At 63.3% G+C, this 20,635-nt stretch carries 19 protein-coding genes; 15 read left to right on the top strand and 4 right to left on the bottom strand.

What is annotated here, in order from left to right; translation table 11 throughout:
* Positions 1-46 precede the first annotated feature (46 nt).
* Positions 47-3,133, top strand: a complete 3,087-nt coding sequence (locus Q7T45_RS19185; RefSeq protein ID WP_304872702.1) for a ribonuclease E/G — start codon at positions 47-49, stop codon at positions 3,131-3,133.
* A 124-nt stretch (positions 3,134-3,257) separates the two neighbouring features.
* Here the strand turns inward: Q7T45_RS19185 and Q7T45_RS19180 are convergent, their stop codons facing one another.
* Both Q7T45_RS19180 and Q7T45_RS19175 read right to left on the bottom strand, forming a co-directional pair.
* Complete coding sequence (locus tag Q7T45_RS19180) at positions 3,258-3,875, bottom strand: biotin transporter BioY (protein WP_370691318.1); 618 nt, start codon at positions 3,873-3,875, stop codon at positions 3,258-3,260.
* A gap of 66 nt (positions 3,876-3,941) precedes the next feature.
* Positions 3,942-5,129, bottom strand: coding sequence for a pyridoxal phosphate-dependent aminotransferase (locus Q7T45_RS19175; RefSeq protein ID WP_304872700.1), 1,188 nt, complete (start codon positions 5,127-5,129; stop codon positions 3,942-3,944).
* A 139-nt stretch (positions 5,130-5,268) separates the two neighbouring features.
* Here Q7T45_RS19175 and Q7T45_RS19170 point away from each other — a divergent pair, with 139 nt between their 5' ends.
* From Q7T45_RS19170 to Q7T45_RS19125, 10 genes are all read left to right on the top strand, one after another.
* Entirely contained in the window at positions 5,269-6,669 is a 1,401-nt protein-coding gene (locus tag Q7T45_RS19170) for a M48 family metalloprotease (protein ID WP_304872699.1), read from the top strand.
* 96 nt (positions 6,670-6,765) lie between these two features.
* The gene (locus tag Q7T45_RS19165) at positions 6,766-7,533 is read left to right on the top strand and encodes a DsbA family protein (protein ID WP_304872698.1); all 768 of its coding nucleotides are present in this window, start codon (positions 6,766-6,768) and stop codon (positions 7,531-7,533) included.
* A 203-nt stretch (positions 7,534-7,736) separates the two neighbouring features.
* Complete coding sequence (locus Q7T45_RS19160) at positions 7,737-8,516, top strand: DUF1236 domain-containing protein (protein ID WP_304872697.1); 780 nt, start codon at positions 7,737-7,739, stop codon at positions 8,514-8,516.
* Positions 8,517-8,680: 164 nt separating this feature from the next.
* Entirely contained in the window at positions 8,681-9,085 is a 405-nt protein-coding gene (locus Q7T45_RS19155) for a hypothetical protein (RefSeq protein ID WP_304872696.1), read from the top strand.
* A gap of 200 nt (positions 9,086-9,285) precedes the next feature.
* Positions 9,286-9,753, top strand: a complete 468-nt coding sequence (gene aroQ / locus Q7T45_RS19150; protein WP_304872695.1) for a type II 3-dehydroquinate dehydratase — start codon at positions 9,286-9,288, stop codon at positions 9,751-9,753.
* 44 nt (positions 9,754-9,797) lie between these two features.
* Positions 9,798-10,289, top strand: coding sequence for an acetyl-CoA carboxylase biotin carboxyl carrier protein (gene accB / locus Q7T45_RS19145; protein WP_304872694.1), 492 nt, complete (start codon positions 9,798-9,800; stop codon positions 10,287-10,289).
* 24 nt (positions 10,290-10,313) lie between these two features.
* A complete protein-coding gene (accC, locus tag Q7T45_RS19140; RefSeq protein ID WP_304745368.1) occupies positions 10,314-11,663 on the top strand; it encodes an acetyl-CoA carboxylase biotin carboxylase subunit in 1,350 nt (449 codons plus the stop codon).
* 119 nt (positions 11,664-11,782) lie between these two features.
* Positions 11,783-13,315, top strand: coding sequence for a CHASE3 domain-containing protein (locus tag Q7T45_RS19135; RefSeq protein WP_304872692.1), 1,533 nt, complete (start codon positions 11,783-11,785; stop codon positions 13,313-13,315).
* Positions 13,312-13,752, top strand: coding sequence for a response regulator (locus Q7T45_RS19130; RefSeq protein ID WP_304872691.1), 441 nt, complete (start codon positions 13,312-13,314; stop codon positions 13,750-13,752). The genes Q7T45_RS19135 and Q7T45_RS19130 overlap by 4 nt, the downstream gene beginning before the upstream one ends.
* Entirely contained in the window at positions 13,749-14,840 is a 1,092-nt protein-coding gene (locus Q7T45_RS19125; protein ID WP_304872689.1) for a sensor histidine kinase, read from the top strand. The genes Q7T45_RS19130 and Q7T45_RS19125 overlap by 4 nt, the downstream gene beginning before the upstream one ends.
* A gap of 120 nt (positions 14,841-14,960) precedes the next feature.
* Here Q7T45_RS19125 and Q7T45_RS19120 read toward each other — a convergent pair whose 3' ends face one another.
* Entirely contained in the window at positions 14,961-15,182 is a 222-nt protein-coding gene (locus tag Q7T45_RS19120; RefSeq protein ID WP_304872687.1) for a hypothetical protein, read from the bottom strand.
* A gap of 1,346 nt (positions 15,183-16,528) precedes the next feature.
* A complete protein-coding gene (locus Q7T45_RS19115; protein ID WP_304872685.1) occupies positions 16,529-16,777 on the bottom strand; it encodes a DUF3606 domain-containing protein in 249 nt (82 codons plus the stop codon).
* Positions 16,778-17,419: 642 nt separating this feature from the next.
* Between Q7T45_RS19115 and Q7T45_RS19110 the strand changes: the two genes are divergently transcribed.
* From Q7T45_RS19110 to aat, 4 genes are all read left to right on the top strand, one after another.
* Entirely contained in the window at positions 17,420-17,611 is a 192-nt protein-coding gene (locus tag Q7T45_RS19110; RefSeq protein WP_304872683.1) for a hypothetical protein, read from the top strand.
* A 537-nt stretch (positions 17,612-18,148) separates the two neighbouring features.
* On the top strand, positions 18,149-18,586 hold the full coding sequence (locus Q7T45_RS19105) for a response regulator (RefSeq protein WP_304872682.1): 438 nt from the start codon (positions 18,149-18,151) through the stop codon (positions 18,584-18,586).
* Entirely contained in the window at positions 18,583-19,845 is a 1,263-nt protein-coding gene (locus Q7T45_RS19100; protein ID WP_304872680.1) for a histidine kinase dimerization/phosphoacceptor domain -containing protein, read from the top strand. The genes Q7T45_RS19105 and Q7T45_RS19100 overlap by 4 nt, the downstream gene beginning before the upstream one ends.
* A 34-nt stretch (positions 19,846-19,879) precedes the next feature.
* Complete coding sequence (gene aat / locus Q7T45_RS19095; protein WP_304872679.1) at positions 19,880-20,560, top strand: leucyl/phenylalanyl-tRNA--protein transferase; 681 nt, start codon at positions 19,880-19,882, stop codon at positions 20,558-20,560.
* Positions 20,561-20,635 lie beyond the last annotated feature (75 nt).

The following is a 20,635-nucleotide window of genomic DNA, read 5'->3' as shown; positions in this document are numbered from 1 at the left end:
CATGCGCCCACGGTCATACGCGCCCGCCGCCGTCATGAGTTGCAAAATGCCCAACAAAATGTTGATCGATGCTACCCACCCGGAAGAGACCCGGGTCGTTGTGATCCGCGGCAATCGCGTCGAGGAATTTGATTTCGAAACTGCCCAGCGCAAACAACTGCGCGGCAATATCTACCTCGCCAAGGTCACACGGGTAGAGCCGTCGCTGCAGGCGGCCTTCATCGAGTATGGCGGCAACCGCCATGGCTTCCTGGCCTTCAGCGAAATCCATCCCGACTATTATCAAATTCCGGTCGCCGACCGTCAGGCGCTGATCGAGGCCGACGAACGCGCCCATCGCGAGGCCGAGGAAGAAACCGAGAATCGTTCCAACAACCGAGGCCGCCGTCCGCGCCACCGTAACCAGCGCCGCCGCGGCAGCGGCGAGCGGGTGCAGAGCGAGGTCGTCGATAACGCCAGCCCCGACCTGATGCAGGTCGCCCCGCCGCAAGAGGGCCAGGAGCAACAGGAAAACCTGAACGCCGAAGGCAATCAGACCCACGCGCATGAGACCGGGCATGATCATGACGATGCCGGGCATCATGACCATGCAGGCCGTGATCACGATCATGCCGGTCCTGATCACGCGCACGATCATTCGCATGATCACGGCCATGCGCATGGCGAGCACGATCAGGAGCGGGGCACGGAGACCCATGTCAGTGAGACGCTGGCGGCAGTAACCCTGCCCGATACGGCCGCCGTCGAGGCTGCCGCGGCCGAGGTTCACGAAGAACACGGCCATGACGAGCATGTCCACGCCGAGCACGCCGAAGAAAATGCGGCCCATGCCGAAGACGCGGCGCGCGCCGAACAGGCCGGCGACGAGCACGCGGCTTCGCCCCACGACGAGCATGCGGCCGAGCCGCAAGCCGACGAACTTCACGACGATGAGGAAGAAGACGACGACGCCGAAGAGGAAGTCGTCGAATCCGTCGGCGGCGACGACGTCATGGAAGAGGTGCCGGAGCGCGCCTTCCGTCCGCGCCGCCAGTACAAGATCCAGGAAGTCATCAAGCGCCGCCAGGTGATGCTGGTGCAGGTCGTCAAGGAAGAGCGCGGCAACAAGGGCGCGGCGCTGACCACCTATCTCTCGCTGGCCGGCCGCTACGCCGTCCTGATGCCCAACACCGCGCGCGGCGGCGGCATCAGCCGCAAGATCACCTCGGCGCAGGACCGTTCACGGCTCAAGGACGTGGTGCAGGATCTCGACGTGCCCGAGGGCATGGGCATCATCCTGCGCACCGCGGGCGCCTCGCGCACCAAGCCGGAAATCAAGCGCGACTTCGAATATCTGATCCGGATGTGGGAAACCGTCCGCGACATGACCCTGAAATCGCAGGCCCCTACCCTGGTCTACGAGGAGGGATCGCTGATCAAGCGGTCGCTGCGCGATCTCTACAACAAGGAAATCGACGAAATCCAGGTCGCCGGCGAAGCCGGTTACCAGGAAGCCCGCGACTTCATGAAGATGCTGATGCCGACCAATGTGCGGGCGGTGAAGCAGTATCGCGACGGCCAGCCGCTGTTCTCGCGGATGGGCGTCGAGAGCCAGCTCGACGCGATGTTCTCGCCGACCGTGCAGTTGCGCTCCGGCGGCTATATCGTGATCAACCAGACCGAGGCGCTGGTTTCGATCGACGTCAACTCCGGCCGCTCCACAAGGGAGCACCACATCGAGGACACCGCGCTCAAGACCAACCTCGAGGCATCGGAAGAAGTCGCGCGGCAGCTCAGGTTGCGCGATCTCGCCGGCCTGATCGTCATCGACTTCATCGACATGGACGAGAAGCGCAACAACCGTTCGGTCGAGCGCAAGCTGTCGGATTGCCTGCGGCAGGACCGCGCGCGGATCCAGGTCGGGCGCATCTCGCATTTCGGCCTGCTGGAGATGTCGCGCCAGCGCATTCGCGCCAGCGTGCTGGAGAGTTCGACCGAGCCCTGCCCGCAGTGCGGCGGCAGCGGCCATGTCCGCTCGGTATCCTCGGTGGCGCTGCAGCTGCTGCGCGGGCTTGAAGAAATCCTGATGAAGGGCGCGACCCACAATCTGGTGGTGCGAACCCGGACCGACGTGGCGCTCTATGTCCTCAATCACAAGCGCGGCCATCTGCGCGATCTCGAGAGCAGCTTCAAGGTGACGCTGGCCGTGATCGCCGACGCCACCGTCAGCGCCCAGCAGTCGTTCATCATCGACCGCGGCGAACAGGTGCATACGCTGGAGGCGGCCAAGGCGCTGCTGGCGGCGCAGGTTGCCGCCTTCCCGCCGCAGATCGACGAGCCCTGGGACGAGGAAGAGTCGTTCGATATCGAAACCGAATCGGAAGTCGAAACCGAAGAGACCGAAGGGCTGACCGAGGAAGCCACGGCCGGCGAGGAAGCCGGCGGCGAAACCGATGCCGAGGGTCACAAGCGCAAGCGGCGGCGGCGGCGGCGTGGCCGTCCGGGCGAGCCGCGCGAAGGCGGCCCGGTCCGCGACAGCACCGACGCTCCGCGCATGGCGCCCGACCAGGTTGCAGTCGCAGGTCCTGCCGATGAAGCCGAAGGCGACGAAGACGAGTCCGAGGAACAGCCCGGCGCTGTTCGCACCGACCAGACGGCGGACGGCGAACGGCGGCCCCGCCGCCGCGGACGCCGCGGTGGACGCCGTCGGCGCGGCGGACCCGAGGATGGTCTGATCGGATCGATCTCGGACGAACTCGGCCCGACATCGCCGCCGGAAGTCTCCAGCGCGGTGGCCGATTTCGACGGTTATTCAGCCGAACGGGCTCCGCTCGATGTTCAGCCCGAACCGGTGGCCGCGCCGCCGGAACCGCAAGCCGTCGCTCCTGCTGCTCAGCCTCAGCCCGAGCCGGTGCGCGCATCCGGCGAAGCGGAGACCGCGCAGGAGGCCGAGAGAGCCGCTGCGCGCCGCCGTTCGACCGTGCGCGAAAAGGTGAGCTTCCTGGCGACCGCCCAGCCTGAAGCCGCCCCAGTGTCCCATGCTCCGCCTGAGCCGCCGGCGTCAGCCCCGGCCCAGTCCGCCACCGAGACAACGACCGACACCCAGCCGCGCAAGGCCGGCTGGTGGTCGCGGCGCTTCGGCAACGGCGAATGAGCCGGGCACTTGTAAGAAAATAACTTGCAGGCAAAGCGATTTGCGAGACAGAAAACCGCCCGGCAAAACCGGGCGGTTTTTTATGTCCGCAAGACGATCGCTTGCGCAATCATGATCGGCGGCATTATCCGCGACGATCGAACAGGCGCCTGCTCGCCGGCACCAGCGCTGCGCCGAGGGCATTCTTGACCAGGGAGCCCGCGAGGAAAGGCACGATCCCGACCAGCCAAGCCTTCTCGGCGCCGAGCTTCATGCCGAATGCGAGCCAGCCGAACCCGGCCGCGAGAATGACGATGTGTCCGAGCGCCATTGCGACGAACAGCAGCGGCACCGAACGATCCCAGCCGCGCTCGCTCAGCCATCCCGTGACGAAGGCGGCGGCCACGAAGCCGTAGAGGTAGCCGGCTGTCGGACCCATCAGCGGCGCCAGGCCGCCAACCGGACCGGCGAATACCGGCAATCCGATCGCGCCTTCCGCCAGATAGGCGATGACGGTGGTGCAGCCGAGGCGCCAGCCGTAGACGGCGCCGATCACCAGCACGACCAGAGTCTGCAGCGTCATCGGCACGAAAGGAAGCGGCAGGTTGATCTTGGCCGAGAGCGTCAGCAGCGCCGTCCCGAGCGCGATCAGGACCCCGCTGCGCAACACCAGCGAAAAACCGGCGGCGGGCTGGGGCCACGCCACGGCGGCGAGTGGAGAATGCCTGGCGGCGACGAGCCCGGGTGTTGATCTGACTGACAAGAACATCTCCTTGATGCGTGCAAGTGTTGGGGGTGAACGGCGCGGTGAACCGAAGCGTTTGCGCGGCTAGCCGAGCCATTTCGCGATGCGCGCGACCGCTTCGCGCATCTCGTCGGCGGAACGCGCATAGGAAAACCGAATGAACTGACGGCCATGAACTGGATCGAAGTCGACCCCGGGGGTGGCCGCGACACCAGCCTTTTCCAGCATCAGGCCGGCAAAGGCAAAACTGTCGGACGTGAATTTGGAGACGTCGGCGTAGAGATAGAACGCGCCATCGGCAGGCAGGAAACTGTCGAGCCCGGCTTGCGGCAAACCATCGATCAGGATGCGGCGGTTCTCCTGGTAGCCGCGCTTGATCGCTTCCATCTCGGCACGGCCATCGAAGGCGGCTTCGGCCGCAATCTGCGACAGGGTCGGCACCGAGATCGAAAGATTCTGCTGCAGCCGCTCGATCGGCCGCACCAGCGGTTCCGGCACCACCATCCAGCCGACCCGCCAGCCGGTCATGCAGAAATATTTCGAGAACGAATTGATCACCAGGGCATCAGGCGAAAGTTCCGCCGCCGTGACCGCGGGAAAGGCATAATCGAGGCCGTGATAGATTTCGTCGGAGATGAAACGGATGCCCGCCCCCTCCGCCGCCGCCATCAGGCTGGTGAGCGCCTCGCGGGACATCATCGTCCCCGTGGGATTGGCCGGGCTTGCGACCAGCACGCCCTTCAGCGGCGTCTTGTGATGGGCCGCCAGCAAGGCCTCGCCGGTCAGCGCGTGGCGGGTCTCGCTCGAGGTCTCGATCAGCACCGGCTCGCAGCCGAGCGCGGTGAGGATGTGGCGATACGGCGGATAGCCGGGAACCGTGACGGCGACGCGGTCGCCCGGCTCGAACATCGCGAGAAAGCCCAGGATGAACGCGCCGGACGATCCCGTCGTGATCACGATCCGCTCGGCATCCACGGCGCAGCCATAGGTCTCGCGGTAATGCCGGGCGATCCGCGCGCGCAGCGAGGGAGTGCCCAGAGCCGAGGTATAATCGATCCGCCCCAATTCGAGGGCGGCGTGGGCGGCCGCGATCGCGGGCTTCGGCGCCGACGCCGACGGCTGGCCCACTTCCATGTGAATCACATGGCCGCCGGCCGCTTCGATGCGGGCCGCCGCCGCCATCACGTCCATCACCATGAACGGCGGAACATTGCTTCGCGCCGACGCTGTCAGCAGGCCCCGGGCGCGGTCTCTCAGTGTCGCATCAAGCATCGATATCTGCTATTCGAACCAAGGAAAACGAGGGTAAAACGGGCACCAAAAACAGGCTCCTGGCCCCAGACAAGCCGCATTCGGCGTTTTGTTAGGGCATATCTCGTATCCGGCCCGCCGCCAATCCCCCGAGAAGGTCATGTTGCTCCGCATCGCCCTGCGCCAGAAAATGTCGAAACTGACCGCCCTTGCCACGGCGGTCGCGCTCGTCATTGCGCCGATGCCGGCGCTTGCGCAAGGAGGGGGTCTGCGCGTCCTGCGCGATACCGAATCCGAGCAATTGCTGCGCGAATACACCCGCCCGATCCTGCGCGCGGCGGGAATGGAAAAGCAGAATATCCAGATGGTCATCATCAACGAGAGCGCGTTCAACGCTTTCGTCGCGGATGGCCGGCGCATCTTCGTGAACTACGGCGCCATCATGCAGTCCGAAACCCCGAACCAGATCATCGGGGTGATGGCGCATGAAACCGGCCACCTCGCCGGCGGCCATCTCTCCAAGCTGCGCGAGCAACTGGCGGCGGCGCAGACCCAGATGATCATCGCCATGCTGCTCGGCGCCGGCGCGCTGGTCGCGGGCGCGCGAAGCGGCACCAATAGCGGTCTCGCCAATGTCGGCGCGGCGGCGATGTCCGCGCCACAGGAAGTGATCCGCCGCACCCTGCTCTCTTATGTGCGCCAGCAGGAGGAAAACGCCGACCGCGCCGGGGTCAAGTTCCTGAACGCCACCGGCCAGTCCGCCAAGGGCATGTACGAAACCTTCAAGCGCTTCACCAACGAGAGCCTGTTTGCCGCGCGCGGTTCCGATCCCTATGTGATGTCGCATCCGATGCCGGCCGAGCGTGTCGAAGCGCTCGCAGGACTGGCGCGTTCGAGCCCCTATTGGGACAAGAAGGACGACCCGGCCCTGCAATTGCGCCACGACATGGTGCGCGCCAAGATCTCGGCCTTCATGGAACGGCAGGACACCGTCTACCGGCGCTATCCGCTGTCGAGCGACAGCCTGCCCGCGCGCTATGCCCGCGCCATCGCCACCTACCGGCATGGCGACCTGCGCAGCGCGATCGCCCAGATCGACGCGCTGATCCAGCTGCAGCCCGCCAACCCCTACTTCTATGAATTGCGCGGCCAGGCGCTGCTGGAAGGCGGCAAGCCGGCCGAGGCCATCGTGCCGCTGCGCAAGGCGGTACAGCTGTCGAATAACGCCCCGCTCATCGAGATGTTACTTGGGCAGGCGCTGGTAGGGACTAATAATAACGCCCACACCGACGAAGCCATCGCGATTCTGCGCGCGGCGGTGGCGCGTGAGAGCGAGGCGCCGATCGGCTATACCCAGCTCGCGATGGCCTACGGCCGAAAAGGAGATCTTGCGCAGGCCGACCTCGCTTCCGCCCAGGCGGCCTTTCTGCGCGGCGACAACAAGACCGCGCGCGATCTGGCCTCGCGGGCAAAGACCCGGTTCGCGATCGGCACGCCGGGCTGGGTCAAGGCCGACGACATCGTCTCCGCCAAGCCGCTGCCCGGCCAGAAGAGCAACTAGAAACAAGCAACCAGAAATAAATCTGCCGGACGTAAGGTTTCGCAAGACCGGCCCCTTCACAACTCAGCCAATCAATTCGTCCAAGAGGATTTGCCCATGCGCTCGTTCCGCCTGCTCGCCCCCGCCCTGTTCGCGCTCGCACTCTGCGGGGCGCCGGCGCCGGCCTCCGCGCAGAGTTTCTCCGACATCCAGCGCGGCGATATCGAAACCATCGTCCGGAATTATCTGCTCAAGCATCCCGAGGTGCTGGAAGAGGCGATGGCAGAGCTCAGCAAGCGCCAGACCGCCGCCGAGGCCGAGAAGCATGCCGCGGGAGTAGCCAAGAACGAGGACGCGATCTTCAAATCGCCGCGCGGCGTCACCGTCGGCGCCAGGGATGGCGATGTCACCATGGTCGAATTCTTCGACTACAATTGCGGCTATTGCAAACGCGCCATGACCGACATGATGGAGCTGATGAAGTCAGATCCCAAGCTGAAGGTGGTGCTGAAGGAATTCCCGGTGCTCGGCCCCGGCTCCGTCGAAGCCGCCCAGGTCGGGGTCGCCATGCGCATGCAGGATCCCAGCGGCAAGAAGTATCTCGAGTTTCACCAGAAGCTGCTGAACGGCAAGGGCCAGGCCGACAAGGCGCGGTCGATGGCCGCCGCCAAGGAAGCCGGCGCCGACATGGCCAGGCTCGAGAAGGATCTCGCCAGTCCGGAAGTGCGCGCCACGCTGGAGGAGAACTTCAAGCTCGCCGAGGCGATGGGCATGAACGGCACGCCCAGCTACGTGATCGGCAAGCAGGTGGTGATCGGCGCGGTCGGCGTCGAAACCCTGCGGGAAAAAATCGGCGTCGCGCGTTGCGGCAAGGCGACATGCTGAGCGGCGCCTGCTGCAATCTGATGTTGCCGCGTTGCTGAACTGAAAGGCCGGCTCTCGAGCCGGCCTTTTGTTTGCGGCTTTTTCAAAGCCGGCGGTTCATCACGCATTCATCGAACTAAATCGATGGAACCGGCGATTGTCCGGAACATCGCTCCTCTCGCTTCGTTGTCGGCGTGGGCAATGCAATCACACGAGGAGACACCATGACCAACCGTTTTATGATTTCTGTCGCCGCAGCGGCGCTGATCGCCGGAACCGGCTTCGCCAATGCGCAGGCGCCGGCGCGCGACGCCGCACCGTCGGCGGGTTCCCCCGCCCAACAGAGCGCGCCCGCTGAACGCGCCGCACCATCTGCGGCTCCGATGAATCGCGATGCCGGCGAATCGAAGGGCATGAAGGGCGCCCAGACCAATGAGAAGATGGCGCCCGAAGGCGGCAAGAACCTGCGCGCCCAGGATGACGCGAAGCCCGGCATGAAGGGCGAGAAATCAGCCCAGGACAACATGAAGGGCGAGAAGTCGAAGAGCATGAGCTCCGAGACGCAGGACAAGGGTGCCGCCGGCAAGGACATGAAGGCGGACTCCAAGAGTCCCACCGACAGCAAGTCCCAGACCACGACCCAGGCCCCCGCTGCCAAGGACAGCAAGTCGCAGACCACCACCCAGGCCCCGGCTGGGGCGGACAGCAAGTCGCAGACGACCGGCAACGCCGCAACTTCGGCGACCGCCGCACCGCCGGCCGAAAAGCGCACCCAGATCGTCTCCGCGATCAAGTCGGAGACGAGCATTAAGGAAACCACCAACGTAAACTTCAATATCTCGGTTGGCACGCGGGTTCCGACTTCGGTCCGGTTCTATCCGCTGCCGCCGCGGATCGTCGAGATCTATCCGGAATGGCGCGGCTACCAGGTCATCCTGGTTAGCGGCCGCTACGTCATCGTAAGGCCCGAGACCCACGAGATCGTCTACATCATCGAGGGCTAAGCGCAGCTGACAGGATAACGCGTTCGGGGCGGGCAGCAATGCCTGCCCCTTTCGCGTGAGCCGGCCGGGCTAGCGCCCGAAACTGCGCGCCAGCGTCACCAATGCGGCCTGGCTGTGAACCTGCGTCTTTTCGTAGGCGCTCTTGAGATTCTGCCGCACCGTCGTTGCGCGAAGTCCGAGCTCCGTTCAATCCGGTCGGCCACGGCGCCGAGCGCGTCAGCGCCTATGCCGACGCCGACGGATTCGTCGAGGTCGCGGAGGCGCCGACCGGCTTCATGTGCATCAAGCGCGATGTTTTCTCGCGCATGATGGAAAAATACCCGGAGCTGAAATACACGCCGGACGGGCCGCCGGGCCATCCGGAGGCACATCTGCACTGGCTGTTCTTCGACTGCATGGTCGATCCCGATTCCGGCCGCTACCTTTCGGAGGATTACGCGTTCTGCCGCCGCTGGATCGACATCGGCGGCAAGGTCTGGGTCGATCTGCAATGCAGGCTGCTGCATCTCGGGCAGCACAATTTCCGCGGCGACCTCGCCGAAAGCCTGCGGCTCCAGAACCGCTGGTAATGGGGGGATGTCAGCCCCGCCCGGTGACGGTACCGCCTCCCCTTCAAACATTGGTTAACGAGCAGTTTCCGCAGGTTCCGCGCGGCTTTTAACGAGCCGGGTGAGGCATTTGGGCAGGGTATAGGGCGGCCTAAAGGCTTCCCCTGGGGCCTGATGTTACCTATAACCGCCGCCACCGCAGCAGCATTACCGGGATCTGGATGGCCGAGAGACCTGCCGAGACGATTTATGTGCTCAACGGCCCGAACCTCAATTTGTTGGGGACCCGGGAGCCCGAGAAATACGGCCACGCCAGGCTTGCCGACGTCGAGCAGCTCTGCGTGCAGACCGCTGCCCAGTTCGGCCTCAAGGCCGACTGCAGACAATCCAACCGCGAAGGCGAGCTGATCGATTTCATCCACGAGGCGCTTGCGAAAAAGGCCGCCGGGATCATCATCAATGCCGGCGGCTACTCACACACCTCGATCGCGCTGCACGACGCCCTGATGGCGGTAAAAATTCCAACCGTCGAAGTGCACGTCACCAATATCCATGCCCGCGAAGAATTCCGCCACCATTCCTTCACCGCCCGGGCCGCGTTCGCATCGCTTTGCGGGTTCGGCATCGAGGGTTACCGACTGGCGATCCAGGGCCTTGCCGCCAAAATCGGCGTCAAGGCGACTGCCTGACGCCTTTTCGCCCGTCACCCCACAGAAAGCTCCGGATCAAGATCATGGCGAGCCAGCCTGACGATACAAAAGCCGCGAAGTTCAACAGCGACGACAGTGCGCTCATTCGCGAACTCGCATTGCTGCTCGACGAGACCAGTCTCACCGAGATCGAGATCGAACGCGCCGGCCTGCGGGTGCGGGTCGCCCGCAACATCAGCATCGCCGCATCGATGCCGGCGAATTTCCAGCAGATGCCCTCGGGTTCCCATGGATCCGCTGTGAGCGTTACACCGGCCGCCATCGCCGATCTGGCAAAACACCCGGGCGTGGTGCCCTCGCCGATGGTCGGCACCGCCTATTGGGCGTCCGAGCCCGGCGCCAAGCCGTTCATCGAGGTCGGCTCCAAGGTGGCGATCGGGCAGACGCTGTTGATCATCGAGGCGATGAAGACGATGAACCAGATCCCGTCGACGCGCGCGGGCACCGTGACGCAGATTCTCGTCGAGGACGGCCAGCCGGTCGAATTCGGCGAACCGCTCGTCATCATTGAATAGAATTCGGCAACGTCAGGCGCTGCGATGTTCGACAAGATCCTGATAGCCAATCGCGGCGAGATCGCACTGCGTATCCTGCGCGCTTGCAAGGAACTCGGCATCGCCACCGTCGCGGTGCATTCCACCGCGGACGCCGACGCCATGCATGTGCGGCTGGCCGACGAAAGCGTCTGCATCGGCCCGCCGCCGTCGAAGGACAGTTACCTCAACATCCCGGCGCTGCTTTCCGCCTGCGAGATCACCGGCGCCGACGCCGTGCATCCCGGCTACGGCTTTCTGTCGGAAAACGCCCGCTTCGCCGAAATCCTCGGCGAGCACAATCTGCATTTCATCGGGCCGAAGGCCGAGCACATCCGCCTGATGGGCGACAAGATCGAGGCCAAGAAGACCGCCAAGCGGCTCGGCATTCCCGTGGTGCCCGGTTCCGACGGCGGCGTCGGTCCCGAGGACGACGCGATGGCGATCGCGGAGTCCATCGGTTTTCCGGTGCTGGTGAAAGCGGCTTCCGGCGGCGGCGGTCGCGGCATGAAGGTCGCGCAGACCGCTGAAGATCTGATGCTGGCGCTGTCGACCGCGTCCAACGAGGCCAAGTCGGCGTTCGGCGATGCCTCGGTCTATCTGGAAAAATACCTGCAGAAGCCGCGACACATCGAAATCCAGATCCTCGGCGACGGCCGCGGCGGCGCCATCCATCTCGGCGAACGCGACTGCTCGCTGCAGCGGCGTCACCAGAAGATCTGGGAAGAAGGCCCCTCGCCGGTCTTGGCGGCGGCAGCACGCGCCAAAATCGGCGCGACCTGCGCCAAGGCGATGCAGGACATGAAATATCTCGGCGTCGGCACCATCGAATTCCTGTACGAGGATGGCGAGTTCTATTTCATCGAAATGAACACAAGGATCCAGGTCGAGCATCCCGTCACCGAGTCGATCACCGATATCGACCTCGTGCTGGAGCAGATCCGAATCGCCGCCGGCGGCGAACTGCCGGCGACGCAGGACGAGATCCAGATCATCGGCCACGCCATCGAATGCCGCGTCAACGCGGAAAATCCCCAGACCTTCCGCCCGTCACCGGGCAGGATCACGCAATACCATCCGCCGGGCGGCCTCGGCGTGCGGATCGATTCCGCCGTCTATCAGGGCTACGTCATCCCGCCCTATTACGACTCGCTGGTCGGCAAGCTGATCGTCCATGGCAAGACCCGGGGCGAGTGCCTGATGCGGCTGCGCCGCGCGCTCGACGAAATGGTGGTCGAGGGCATCGAGACCACGCTGCCGCTGTTCCGGGCGCTGGTGCGGGAGCCCGCCATTATCGACGGCGACTACCATATCCACTGGCTCGAACAGTATCTGGCCGGCCAGAACCCCGGCTGACGGCCGTTCGGCGCCACACATCCTGGAACCAATTGGCCGGAGCGGCGTTCTCACCGCTGGGGAAACCTTGCCATCCAGGGGGTTGCTGCAATTCCGTTGTTCCATGACCCGAGACTGCCGTGACGCCTGAGGCCACGCGCCGGCGCGCGATTGGCCAGATCCTGCTGCTTGCGGCGGGATTTTTGGTGCTGGTCGCGATCAGCACCGCTTCCGTCCTGCTGGTCAACAAGGCCAGCGAAGACAGCGGCCGGGTAGTGCACACCGTCGAGGTCGAAAACCAGATCAACGCCTTGCTGCTGGACATCCGCCGCGCCGAAAGTGCGGCGCGCGGCTACCTGCTCACAAGCGGACCCGAATTCCTGAGAGATCATGAGGCTGCCGTCGCCACCATCCCCGCCAATGTCGACAAGCTGGCGCAGCTGACGTCGGACAATCCACGTCAGGTCGAGAACATCAGGAAATTGCGGCCGACGGTGGAGCTGCGACTCGACCAGTTCGCGAGGGAAATGAACTTCGTCAGGCAAGCCGAGCCTGACAGCGCCGTGGCGCTGGTGCGCGAGGCGGTCGCGGCCAACAGCAGCAATGCGATTCGCGAGATCGCGGCCACGATGCGATCGGAGGAGGACCGGCTGTTTGCGTTGCGAACCGGCAATGCCCATCGCAGCCAGCAGCTGTCGGCTTGGGTGACCATCGCAGGATCCGGGCTCGTGATCGCGCTGGCCGGCATCTCCATTTTCCTGGTGCGGCGCTCCGCCAGCGCGCGCGACGACGCCGAGGCGCTGTTGCGCGACAACAACCTCAATCTGGAAACCACCATCGACGAGCGCACCGCCGATCTGCGCGAGGCCAACGAGGAGATCCAGCGCTTCGCCTATATCGTCAGCCACGATTTGCGCTCGCCGCTGGTCAACATCATGGGCTTCACCAGCGAGCTCGAGGAACTGCGCGGCGACATCTTCCAACGGATCGCATCCCTTGCCCGCGCGCAATCATCGGCGCCGCCGGCGCCCGACAACGCCACCGACAGCGCCGAGCCCGTGCTCGAAGGCGCCGACAAGCAGCTGTCGCAGGATTTCACCGAGGCGCTCGGCTTCATCAAATCGTCGATCGCCAAGATGGACCGCCTGATCACAGCGATCCTCAACCTCACCCGCGAGGGGCGGCGCGAGTTCCAGCCGGTGCAGATCGATACGCGCGAACTGATCGAAGCCATCGTGAGCACCATGGCGCATCAGGCCGCGGAGGCCGAGGCCACCATCCACATCGAACCGCTGCCGGACATCGTCAGCGACCGCCTCGCGATGGAGCAGATTTTCTCCAACCTGATCGACAACGCGCTGAAATATCTCAAGCCGGGAGTTCCCGGCGAGATCCATGTCCGGGGCCGGACCAAGCTCGGCTTTGCGATATTCGAGGTCTCCGACAACGGCCGCGGCATCGATCCCAGGGACCACCAGCGGATTTTCGACCTGTTCCGCCGCGCCGGCAGCCAGGACAAACCGGGCCAGGGCATCGGGCTCGCCCACGTCCGGGCCCTGGTGCGGCGGCTCGGGGGAACCATGTCGGTATCATCGGAACTCAACCACGGCAGTACCTTCACCACCACGCTGCCCATTCGCTGGGCAGCCACGAACCGGAACAGAGAGTCATGAGCAATCCAGTCACCATCATCATGATCGAGGACGACGAGGGGCACGCCCGCCTGATCGAGCGCAATATTCGCCGTTCCGGGGTCAACAACGAGATCGTGGCGTTCACCAACGGTACAGATGCGGTCAAGTACCTGTTCGGCAGCGACGGCACCGGCCTCGCCCACAAGGGCAACGCGCTGCTGATTTTGCTCGATCTCAATCTGCCCGACATGACCGGCATCGACATCTTGCGGCGGGTCAAGGAAAACGCCTATCTCAAATGCGCGCCGGTCGTGGTGCTCACCACCACCGACGATTCCCAGGAGATCAAGCGCTGCTACGAACTCGGCGCCAACGTCTACATCACCAAGCCGGTGAACTACGAAAGCTTCGCCAACGCCATTCGCCAGCTCGGACTGTTCTTCTCCGTCATTCAGGTACCCGCAGCCGCCACATGACCGCGACCATGCCCACGCTGCTTTACATCGACGACGATCCGGCGCTGGCCCGGCTGGTCGACCGCGGCCTGACGCGGCTCGGCGTCAAGGTGGTGCATGCGCCTGGCGGCGCCGAAGGGCTGGAGCGGCTGCACCAGGGCGGCATCGATGTCATCGCCCTCGATCAGTACATGCCCGGCCTCGACGGCCTTGAGACGCTGGAGCGGATCCTGAAGATCCCGAACGCGCCGCCGGTGGTGTTCGTCACGGCGTCGCAGGATTCCGCCATCGCCGTCACCGCGCTGAAGGCCGGCGCCGTCGATTACCTGGTCAAGGACGTCCAGGGCGATTTCATCCCCCTGCTCCATGTCGCCGTCGACAGCGCCATCCAGCAGGCGATGGTTCGCAAGGCCCGCGACGAGGCCGAGGCCGAGGTCCACGCCTCGCGCGATCGCTATGCCGCGCTCGCCGCCGAACGCGAGGTGCTGCTGCGCGAGGTCAACCATCGCGTCGGCAACTCGCTGCAGATCATCGCCTCGCTGCTGCATCTGCAGGCCAATTCGGCCAGCCAGGACGACGTCAAGGCGGCGCTGACCAATGCGATGGGGCGGGTCGCCGCGGTGGCGCAGGTGCACCGCCGGCTCTACACCTCGCACGATCTGAAAAGCGTGCTCCTGAACCAGTATCTGGAGGCCCTGCTCGAGGATTTGAGGCGGTCCGCCGAAGGCAACAAGATGTCGCGGCTGACCCTGAAGGCCGAGCCGGTCGAGATCGACCCGGACCGCGCGGTGGCGATCGGCATCATCGTCAACGAGCTGGTGATGAATGCGGTGAAATACGCCTACCCCGACGGCGCCGGGCCGATCCATGTCACCCTCGATGCCGATGGCGACGATCTCGAACTGGCGATCGTCGACGACGGCGTCGGCCTCAACGTCAAGACCGACCCGCGCTCCACCGGCATGGGCCAGCGCATCGTCTCCGCCATGGCCCAGAAACTCGAAGCCAGCGTCGAGCGCGATCCCGGCCATTCCGGCACAAGGATCGTGCTGCGGTTCCGCCGCGTCAACAAATCAGCGGCAAAACCCGGCTGCGCGCCGGCGAGCTAGCCGCAGCGAACTCGTAAGCCCGCAACCGAATACGGATTTGATGCGAACTTGATCAAGGCGAGGTCGTTGGCGGCCGGTTTGTCAGATCGGGTCGCGACACCCCGACCCTGCTTGATGACGCTACTGGGAATGAATCCTCTGATATCGCGACCGCAGCGTGGGAGCTATGAACCAAGCCGCCGGCGCGCTGACCACCAAGCTCGCTGCAACGACAGCTGGAATCGCTTCGAACGCGTAAGCCGCGAGTGCGGGAATCATCAGAACCAGGACGATACCGACGCCGAAGGCAACCGCATTGGTCATCATGAACATTAACAAGGCAATCTGAAAACGCGTCGACATGATCGGTCTCTTTCTGTTTTGCCGGACATGTCAGTAAAGTCCCTGATAGCCTGCATGTTCCGCTCCATGACGGACAAGTTGTGTTGGCGCAGGAAAGTCTCGGATCCGACGCCACTCATCGCAAAAATGCCCGACAGCCGTGGGGCCGCCGGGCAGTCGGGGAGGAAACGCCCAACAAGGGCCTCGGACGTCGACGCAACAAGCAATGCTCGCTAACTGCTCCGTTGCGGGAGGCAGGCGTCGGCGAATTCAAATGGTCGAAAGCCCCAATGGCTTTTCGGATGCCCGCGGGAGATGTGTGGCGAAAACAGCGTGGCCGCCTGACCATAGATCATCGGATAAGCGCAGCGGCAGCTTTAACAGCCGCTTCGTCGGCGCGTCCTAGCGTGGATATTCGATGGGGTTGTGCGAGTAACGAATCCAAACACCGCTCGCTACGTTGCTCAAGGCACGTTTTCTCCGTGGTCGCCTCCATGTTCTAGTTCTTACCAATGACCTCTACGGCGGCCCCAGTATCCGCCGCCGCCAAACAGCAGCAACACGACAAGTACAATAAGGATCAAGTCCATAGGAAAGTCTCCTTGACGAACGCGTTGAGAATTTCACGTGCCTGAGTATGCGAAGATAAGCGCGGCCACTGCCAGAACGCAGCTAGCGAGCAGCACCAGGAGGACCGGCCGGCCCAAACGACCGCCTCTCGCCTCCACCGCCGTCTCGACGATTTGTTTTCCATCCTTATGCACTGAAATCTCCTGTGAGAGGCCAACTGCCCGCCCCTCACAAAGTTCCTGAACCTTTTGGATCGCTCAACTTTGTCGGTCGCACGCGCCGGGTGACAACCGGCCATAACAGGGACGATGGACGCAGAGCAATTTTGCCGGTTTCTGCCTGCGACATCAACGCATCGGTACGCGCTTACATCTGACCTGTTCCCGGCGCTTGCACATCAAGGTGAAGTCGGAATTGCTTCGTGGTTCTCTGATGTCGGGACGGCCACCGCGCAACAATCGCGTTTAGATCGCGACCGAAAAGCGCTCGCTGGAATCGCATTTCGCGCACTCATAGGTGCGCACATCGTAGCCCGGTGCGCACGGTTCGATTCGGGATACCCTCATCGGATTGCGCACCTGGAGCACGCCAGGATTCTGATTTCGGCACAGCTGTATACTGGATTTGGGTGTGTGGATGGCATGATGCTGGCCTCGATCAGGCGAGAGCTCGATACTCTCAGTCACCGATAACTGCCGACAAGGAGCGGTGATGGAGCCACCATGCGCTCTGGCTTCAGTAGTTAGTGGTCACTATTGCTCACTCTTTGAAATAGGTCTCGGGCGCGCCAAAGTGCATTAAGCCTCCGCTGCGGTACCGGCAGCTTTCAGTCGCAACGGCACTCCGGTTTGGACCGGCGCCACATCTGTTGCAGGAGTCACTTTCTGAAGTTCCTTGCTCACCGCGGCAATCGAGTTACCCACTTTCCCGACAGCGTGCTGCAAATCGTCAGCGGATATGCCGAGCCGTTTCTTCAGGCATCGCACCTGGCTGGGATCAGTCAGGTCAATCTTGTTTCGAACGGTATGCGGCTTGGATCGGTGCATCTCAGACTTCTCCCTTGGTGTAGGCTAATTGCACCCGCAGATGATTGTTCCGCCATTGCTCCAGGGAGGGCTCCGAAAGAAACCGGCCCCAGCACGGGGGGGACATGCTGAGGCCGTTCATCGGACACCCTGGGCAAAAGGGGCATCCGGTAATGCATCGACAAGTTAACCAGGGGGCGATGGTTCCGGTCCCGGTGGGACCTGGTCGCCAATTATCTATCCAACATCGCCCTATGCTTGAATGGATCTCTGTAAAACTGCAGGCATGAGCAATATTGACCACTATATCGAGCAGGCGACATGCCACTTTATCCGGATCACCGCACCGTACCCGGCTGCTATCGGTGACTGAGAGTAGCGAGCTCCCGCCTGATCCTGGAGGGGCGCATCATATGCAACCTTATCGTTCCGAACCGTCGCTGCTTCCAACCGAGCGACCGCGCTGTCCAAAGTGTCAGGGGCGGATGATGCTGACCCGCATCGAAGCGGGGCCCGCACATTCCGATCTGCGGACCTTCGAATGTCCGAAGTGCGAACACGTTCAAAAGCCTTTGGTTGGGGATCCCATGAAGTCGGGCAAGTCCGGGTGGACAAGCAGCGAATTAAACCCGCCAAAGTAAGGCCTCAGGGGAAGCCAGTGAAATGCCGCAACGAGCACGACCATCGCCGGATATTCACGACCTGGATGCCATAGCGGTCGCGGCGCTGGAGGAAGCCCGCGACATGGCGCCGGGGCCTGATCGGACAGAGGCCATGAAAAAAGCCGGAATTCTCCGAAACGCGACTGAAATTCAGGGCCTCTTCTTTGCCAAGCGCGGTAGGCCAGCCAAGTAAGGCCGCATTCTTTTTGAGCCTTCCTAACGGCAACATCGCGACGAGGCATCGTCGGTGTAACCGTCTCGCTGGTCCTGCTTGGCTCAAAATCCGCAATTTGAATTCGTGATCGCGCAGACTCCGCAGAGGATGCCGCTTAACGGAGCCCCAAAAAGCCCGCGACAAAGAGAATCACGACGATGACGCCGATGATGTAAAAAATGTTCATGGTGTACTCCAGTTGAAGCATGCGCGGTTTCGGCATGAAAGCGCGACGCTTCATCAGGAACGTTTCTGTCCGCAAGTAAGTTCCCCGAAGCACCCCGATCCCCCCGCGTCAGTTTTTCATGATCAGCTTCAGCAAACGGCTACGGATCACAAGTGACGAGTAGTCATGGTCAAAATTGCTCAGATTTTCTTTCACATGCCGGGCAACCTGCCGCGGCTGAGTCGAAGGCTGCGTTCGGAACTGCGATGTCCTTTGGGAGTTAAGACCCCAGACTCTGAACTTTCAGATGGACATCGCAGGCGACCTGGTCGCAAGCCGGAGGGTTGTGCGTGCTAAGGGTATTGATCGCCGAAGATGACCTGATGATCGCCGATCTCGCGGAAGAGATTCTCATTGACGCCGGATATGAAGTTTGCGGCATCGCCCGCACGGTGGCCGAGGCGGTCGCCCTGGCTCACAAGCACAAGCCTGATCTTGCCGTGCTCGATTTCCGCCTTGCCGATGGCGGGCTGGGGACCGAAATCGCCGCGCAGTTGCTTCCGCTTGGCAAGCTCGGCGTGCTTTATGCCACTGGCAACATGTCGCAGGTCGTGCTGACAACCGCCGACGGCGACGCCTGCCTTTCCAAACCTTATAGCTCCACCGATCTGGTGCGTGCTCTGAAAATTGTCAGCGAGTTCGCCAGCGGCAATGCGCTGCCGCCATTTCCAAAGGGCTTCCAAATGCTGCGTCCGGCAGCCACAGCTCCGCCGATGGCCACCGCATGAGCGACGACAGCGCAAAAGTAAGGAAACTTCTACGCCAGCAAACGGCGATTGCCCGCTTCGGCAGTTTTGCTCTGCGCGAGGGGGATCTGCAGAAGGTGCTGACCGAGGCGGCGCGAGTCTGCGCCGAAAGCCTTGGCGTCCCCTACGCCAAGGTGTGCCGATATCGCGCCGCGGAGAACGACCTTCGCATCGAAGCCGGACACGGCTGGAAGGCTGGAGTCATCGGCACGGTCGTATGCGCCGATCCGACTTCGCCACAAGGCCGGGCGTTCGTTACCGGCGAGCCATCGATCTGCAATGACGTGCGCAAGGAACACGATTTCGAGCTACCTCGGTTCTATGCCGCTCACGGCATCGTTTCGACCGTCGACGTCGTCATCCACGTCAAGGATGACGCCAGGCCCTACGGCGTGCTGGAGATCGACAATGACCAACAGCACGATTACGATCGGCACGATATCGACTTCCTCACCGGCTTCGCCAATGTCCTAGCTGAAGCGGTCGCAACCTCGGCGCGGACGGCAACGCTGCAGAACACCATCGAGCAGATGAAAGTCCTGGTCCGGGACAAGGACCGGCTGCTGGACCAGAAGAGCGTTCTGGCGGAAGAGCTGCAACACCGGGTCCGCAACAATCTGCAGCTTGTCTACGGAATGCTGAACAAGCAGCTCGGCGACACCACAGACAAGGCCGGGCAGCGGGGCATCAAGGCGATCGCGCGCCGGGTTTCCACCCTGGCCCAGGTATATGACCATCTACTCGGCGCCGAGATGACCCGAACCATCGATTTTGGCAGCTACATCAAATCGCTGTGTCTCCATCTTGCAGAGATACAGGGAGCACCTGAGGACACCGTCACGCTGACCTGTCACAGCGAGCCGTTTATGCTCGATCTCGATGCGGCGACAGCACTGGGGATTGTTGTGGCGGAGGTGGTGACCAACAGCTACGACCACGCCTTCCCCGGCGGAAAAGGATCGATCATCGTGTCCGTCCAGAGCCTCGTTGCAGACGTTGGCTTGATGACCATGACCCTCCGCGACGACGGTGAGGGCTTCAAGGCCCAGGCCGAAAGCAAGCGGCACGGGCTTGGCCTGGTGCGCCGTCTCGTTGAACAGGTCGGAGGAACCGCGAACCTTGCCTCGGAAAGCGGCACGGTGTGGACCATCAAGATCCCTGTTTCCCCTTCGGCATTGCCAGATGCGATCGTGACCATGGTTGGCGCGGGTCGGCCTGAGACATTGCCGGCGGCGAGCTAGCCGCGGCGGCCCCGAAACTGCTATCCTGCCAGCCATGGCATCGCGCGATTCCGCCTCCTCCGACATCACGCCTGAAGTGCTGCTGCGCGCCTATGCCTGCGGCATCTTTCCGATGGCCGAGAGCGCCGACGATCCGACCCTGTTCTGGGTCGAGCCGGAAATGCGCGGCGTGATTCCGCTCGACGGCTTTCGCATCGCCTCGCGGCTGAATCGCACCGTCCGCTCCGACGTCTTCACCGTCACGGTCAACACCGCTTTCAAGGCGGTGATCGCGGGCTGCGCCGCGCCGCAGCCCGGCCGCGACGACACCTGGATCAACAAGCGGATTCGCGATCTCTATCTGGGCCTGCACGGGCTCGGGCACTGCCACAGCGTCGAGGTCTGGCAGAATGGCGACCTGGTCGGCGGCCTGTACGGCGTCAGCCTCGGCCGCGCTTTTTTCGGCGAGAGCATGTTTCACCGCGCCCGCGACGCCTCCAAGGTGGCGCTGGTGCATCTGGTGGCGCGGCTGATCACGGGCGGTTTCGAGCTGCTCGACACCCAGTATGTCACCGAGCATCTGCGCTCGTTCGGCGCGGTCGAGATTCCGCGGCGGCGCTACACCGTACTGCTCGACAAGGCGATCAAGGGCGCGGCGGCCGATTTTGCCAGGCTGCCGGTCGACGCACCCGTCAGCGGCGCGCGGGCGCTGGAGATCATTGCCGCGCGCGGCTAGCCCTCGGGTCCCGGACGCGGTGCGCCTTGTAGGGTGGGCAAAGCGCAGCGTGCCCACCAATTCGCATAAGGAAAA

The organism is Bradyrhizobium sp., assembly GCF_030646015.1.
GTDB lineage: Bacteria > Pseudomonadota > Alphaproteobacteria > Rhizobiales > Xanthobacteraceae > Bradyrhizobium.
The sequence above is the reverse complement of the archived record's forward strand: the minus strand, read 5'-3'. Positions and strand labels throughout refer to the sequence as shown.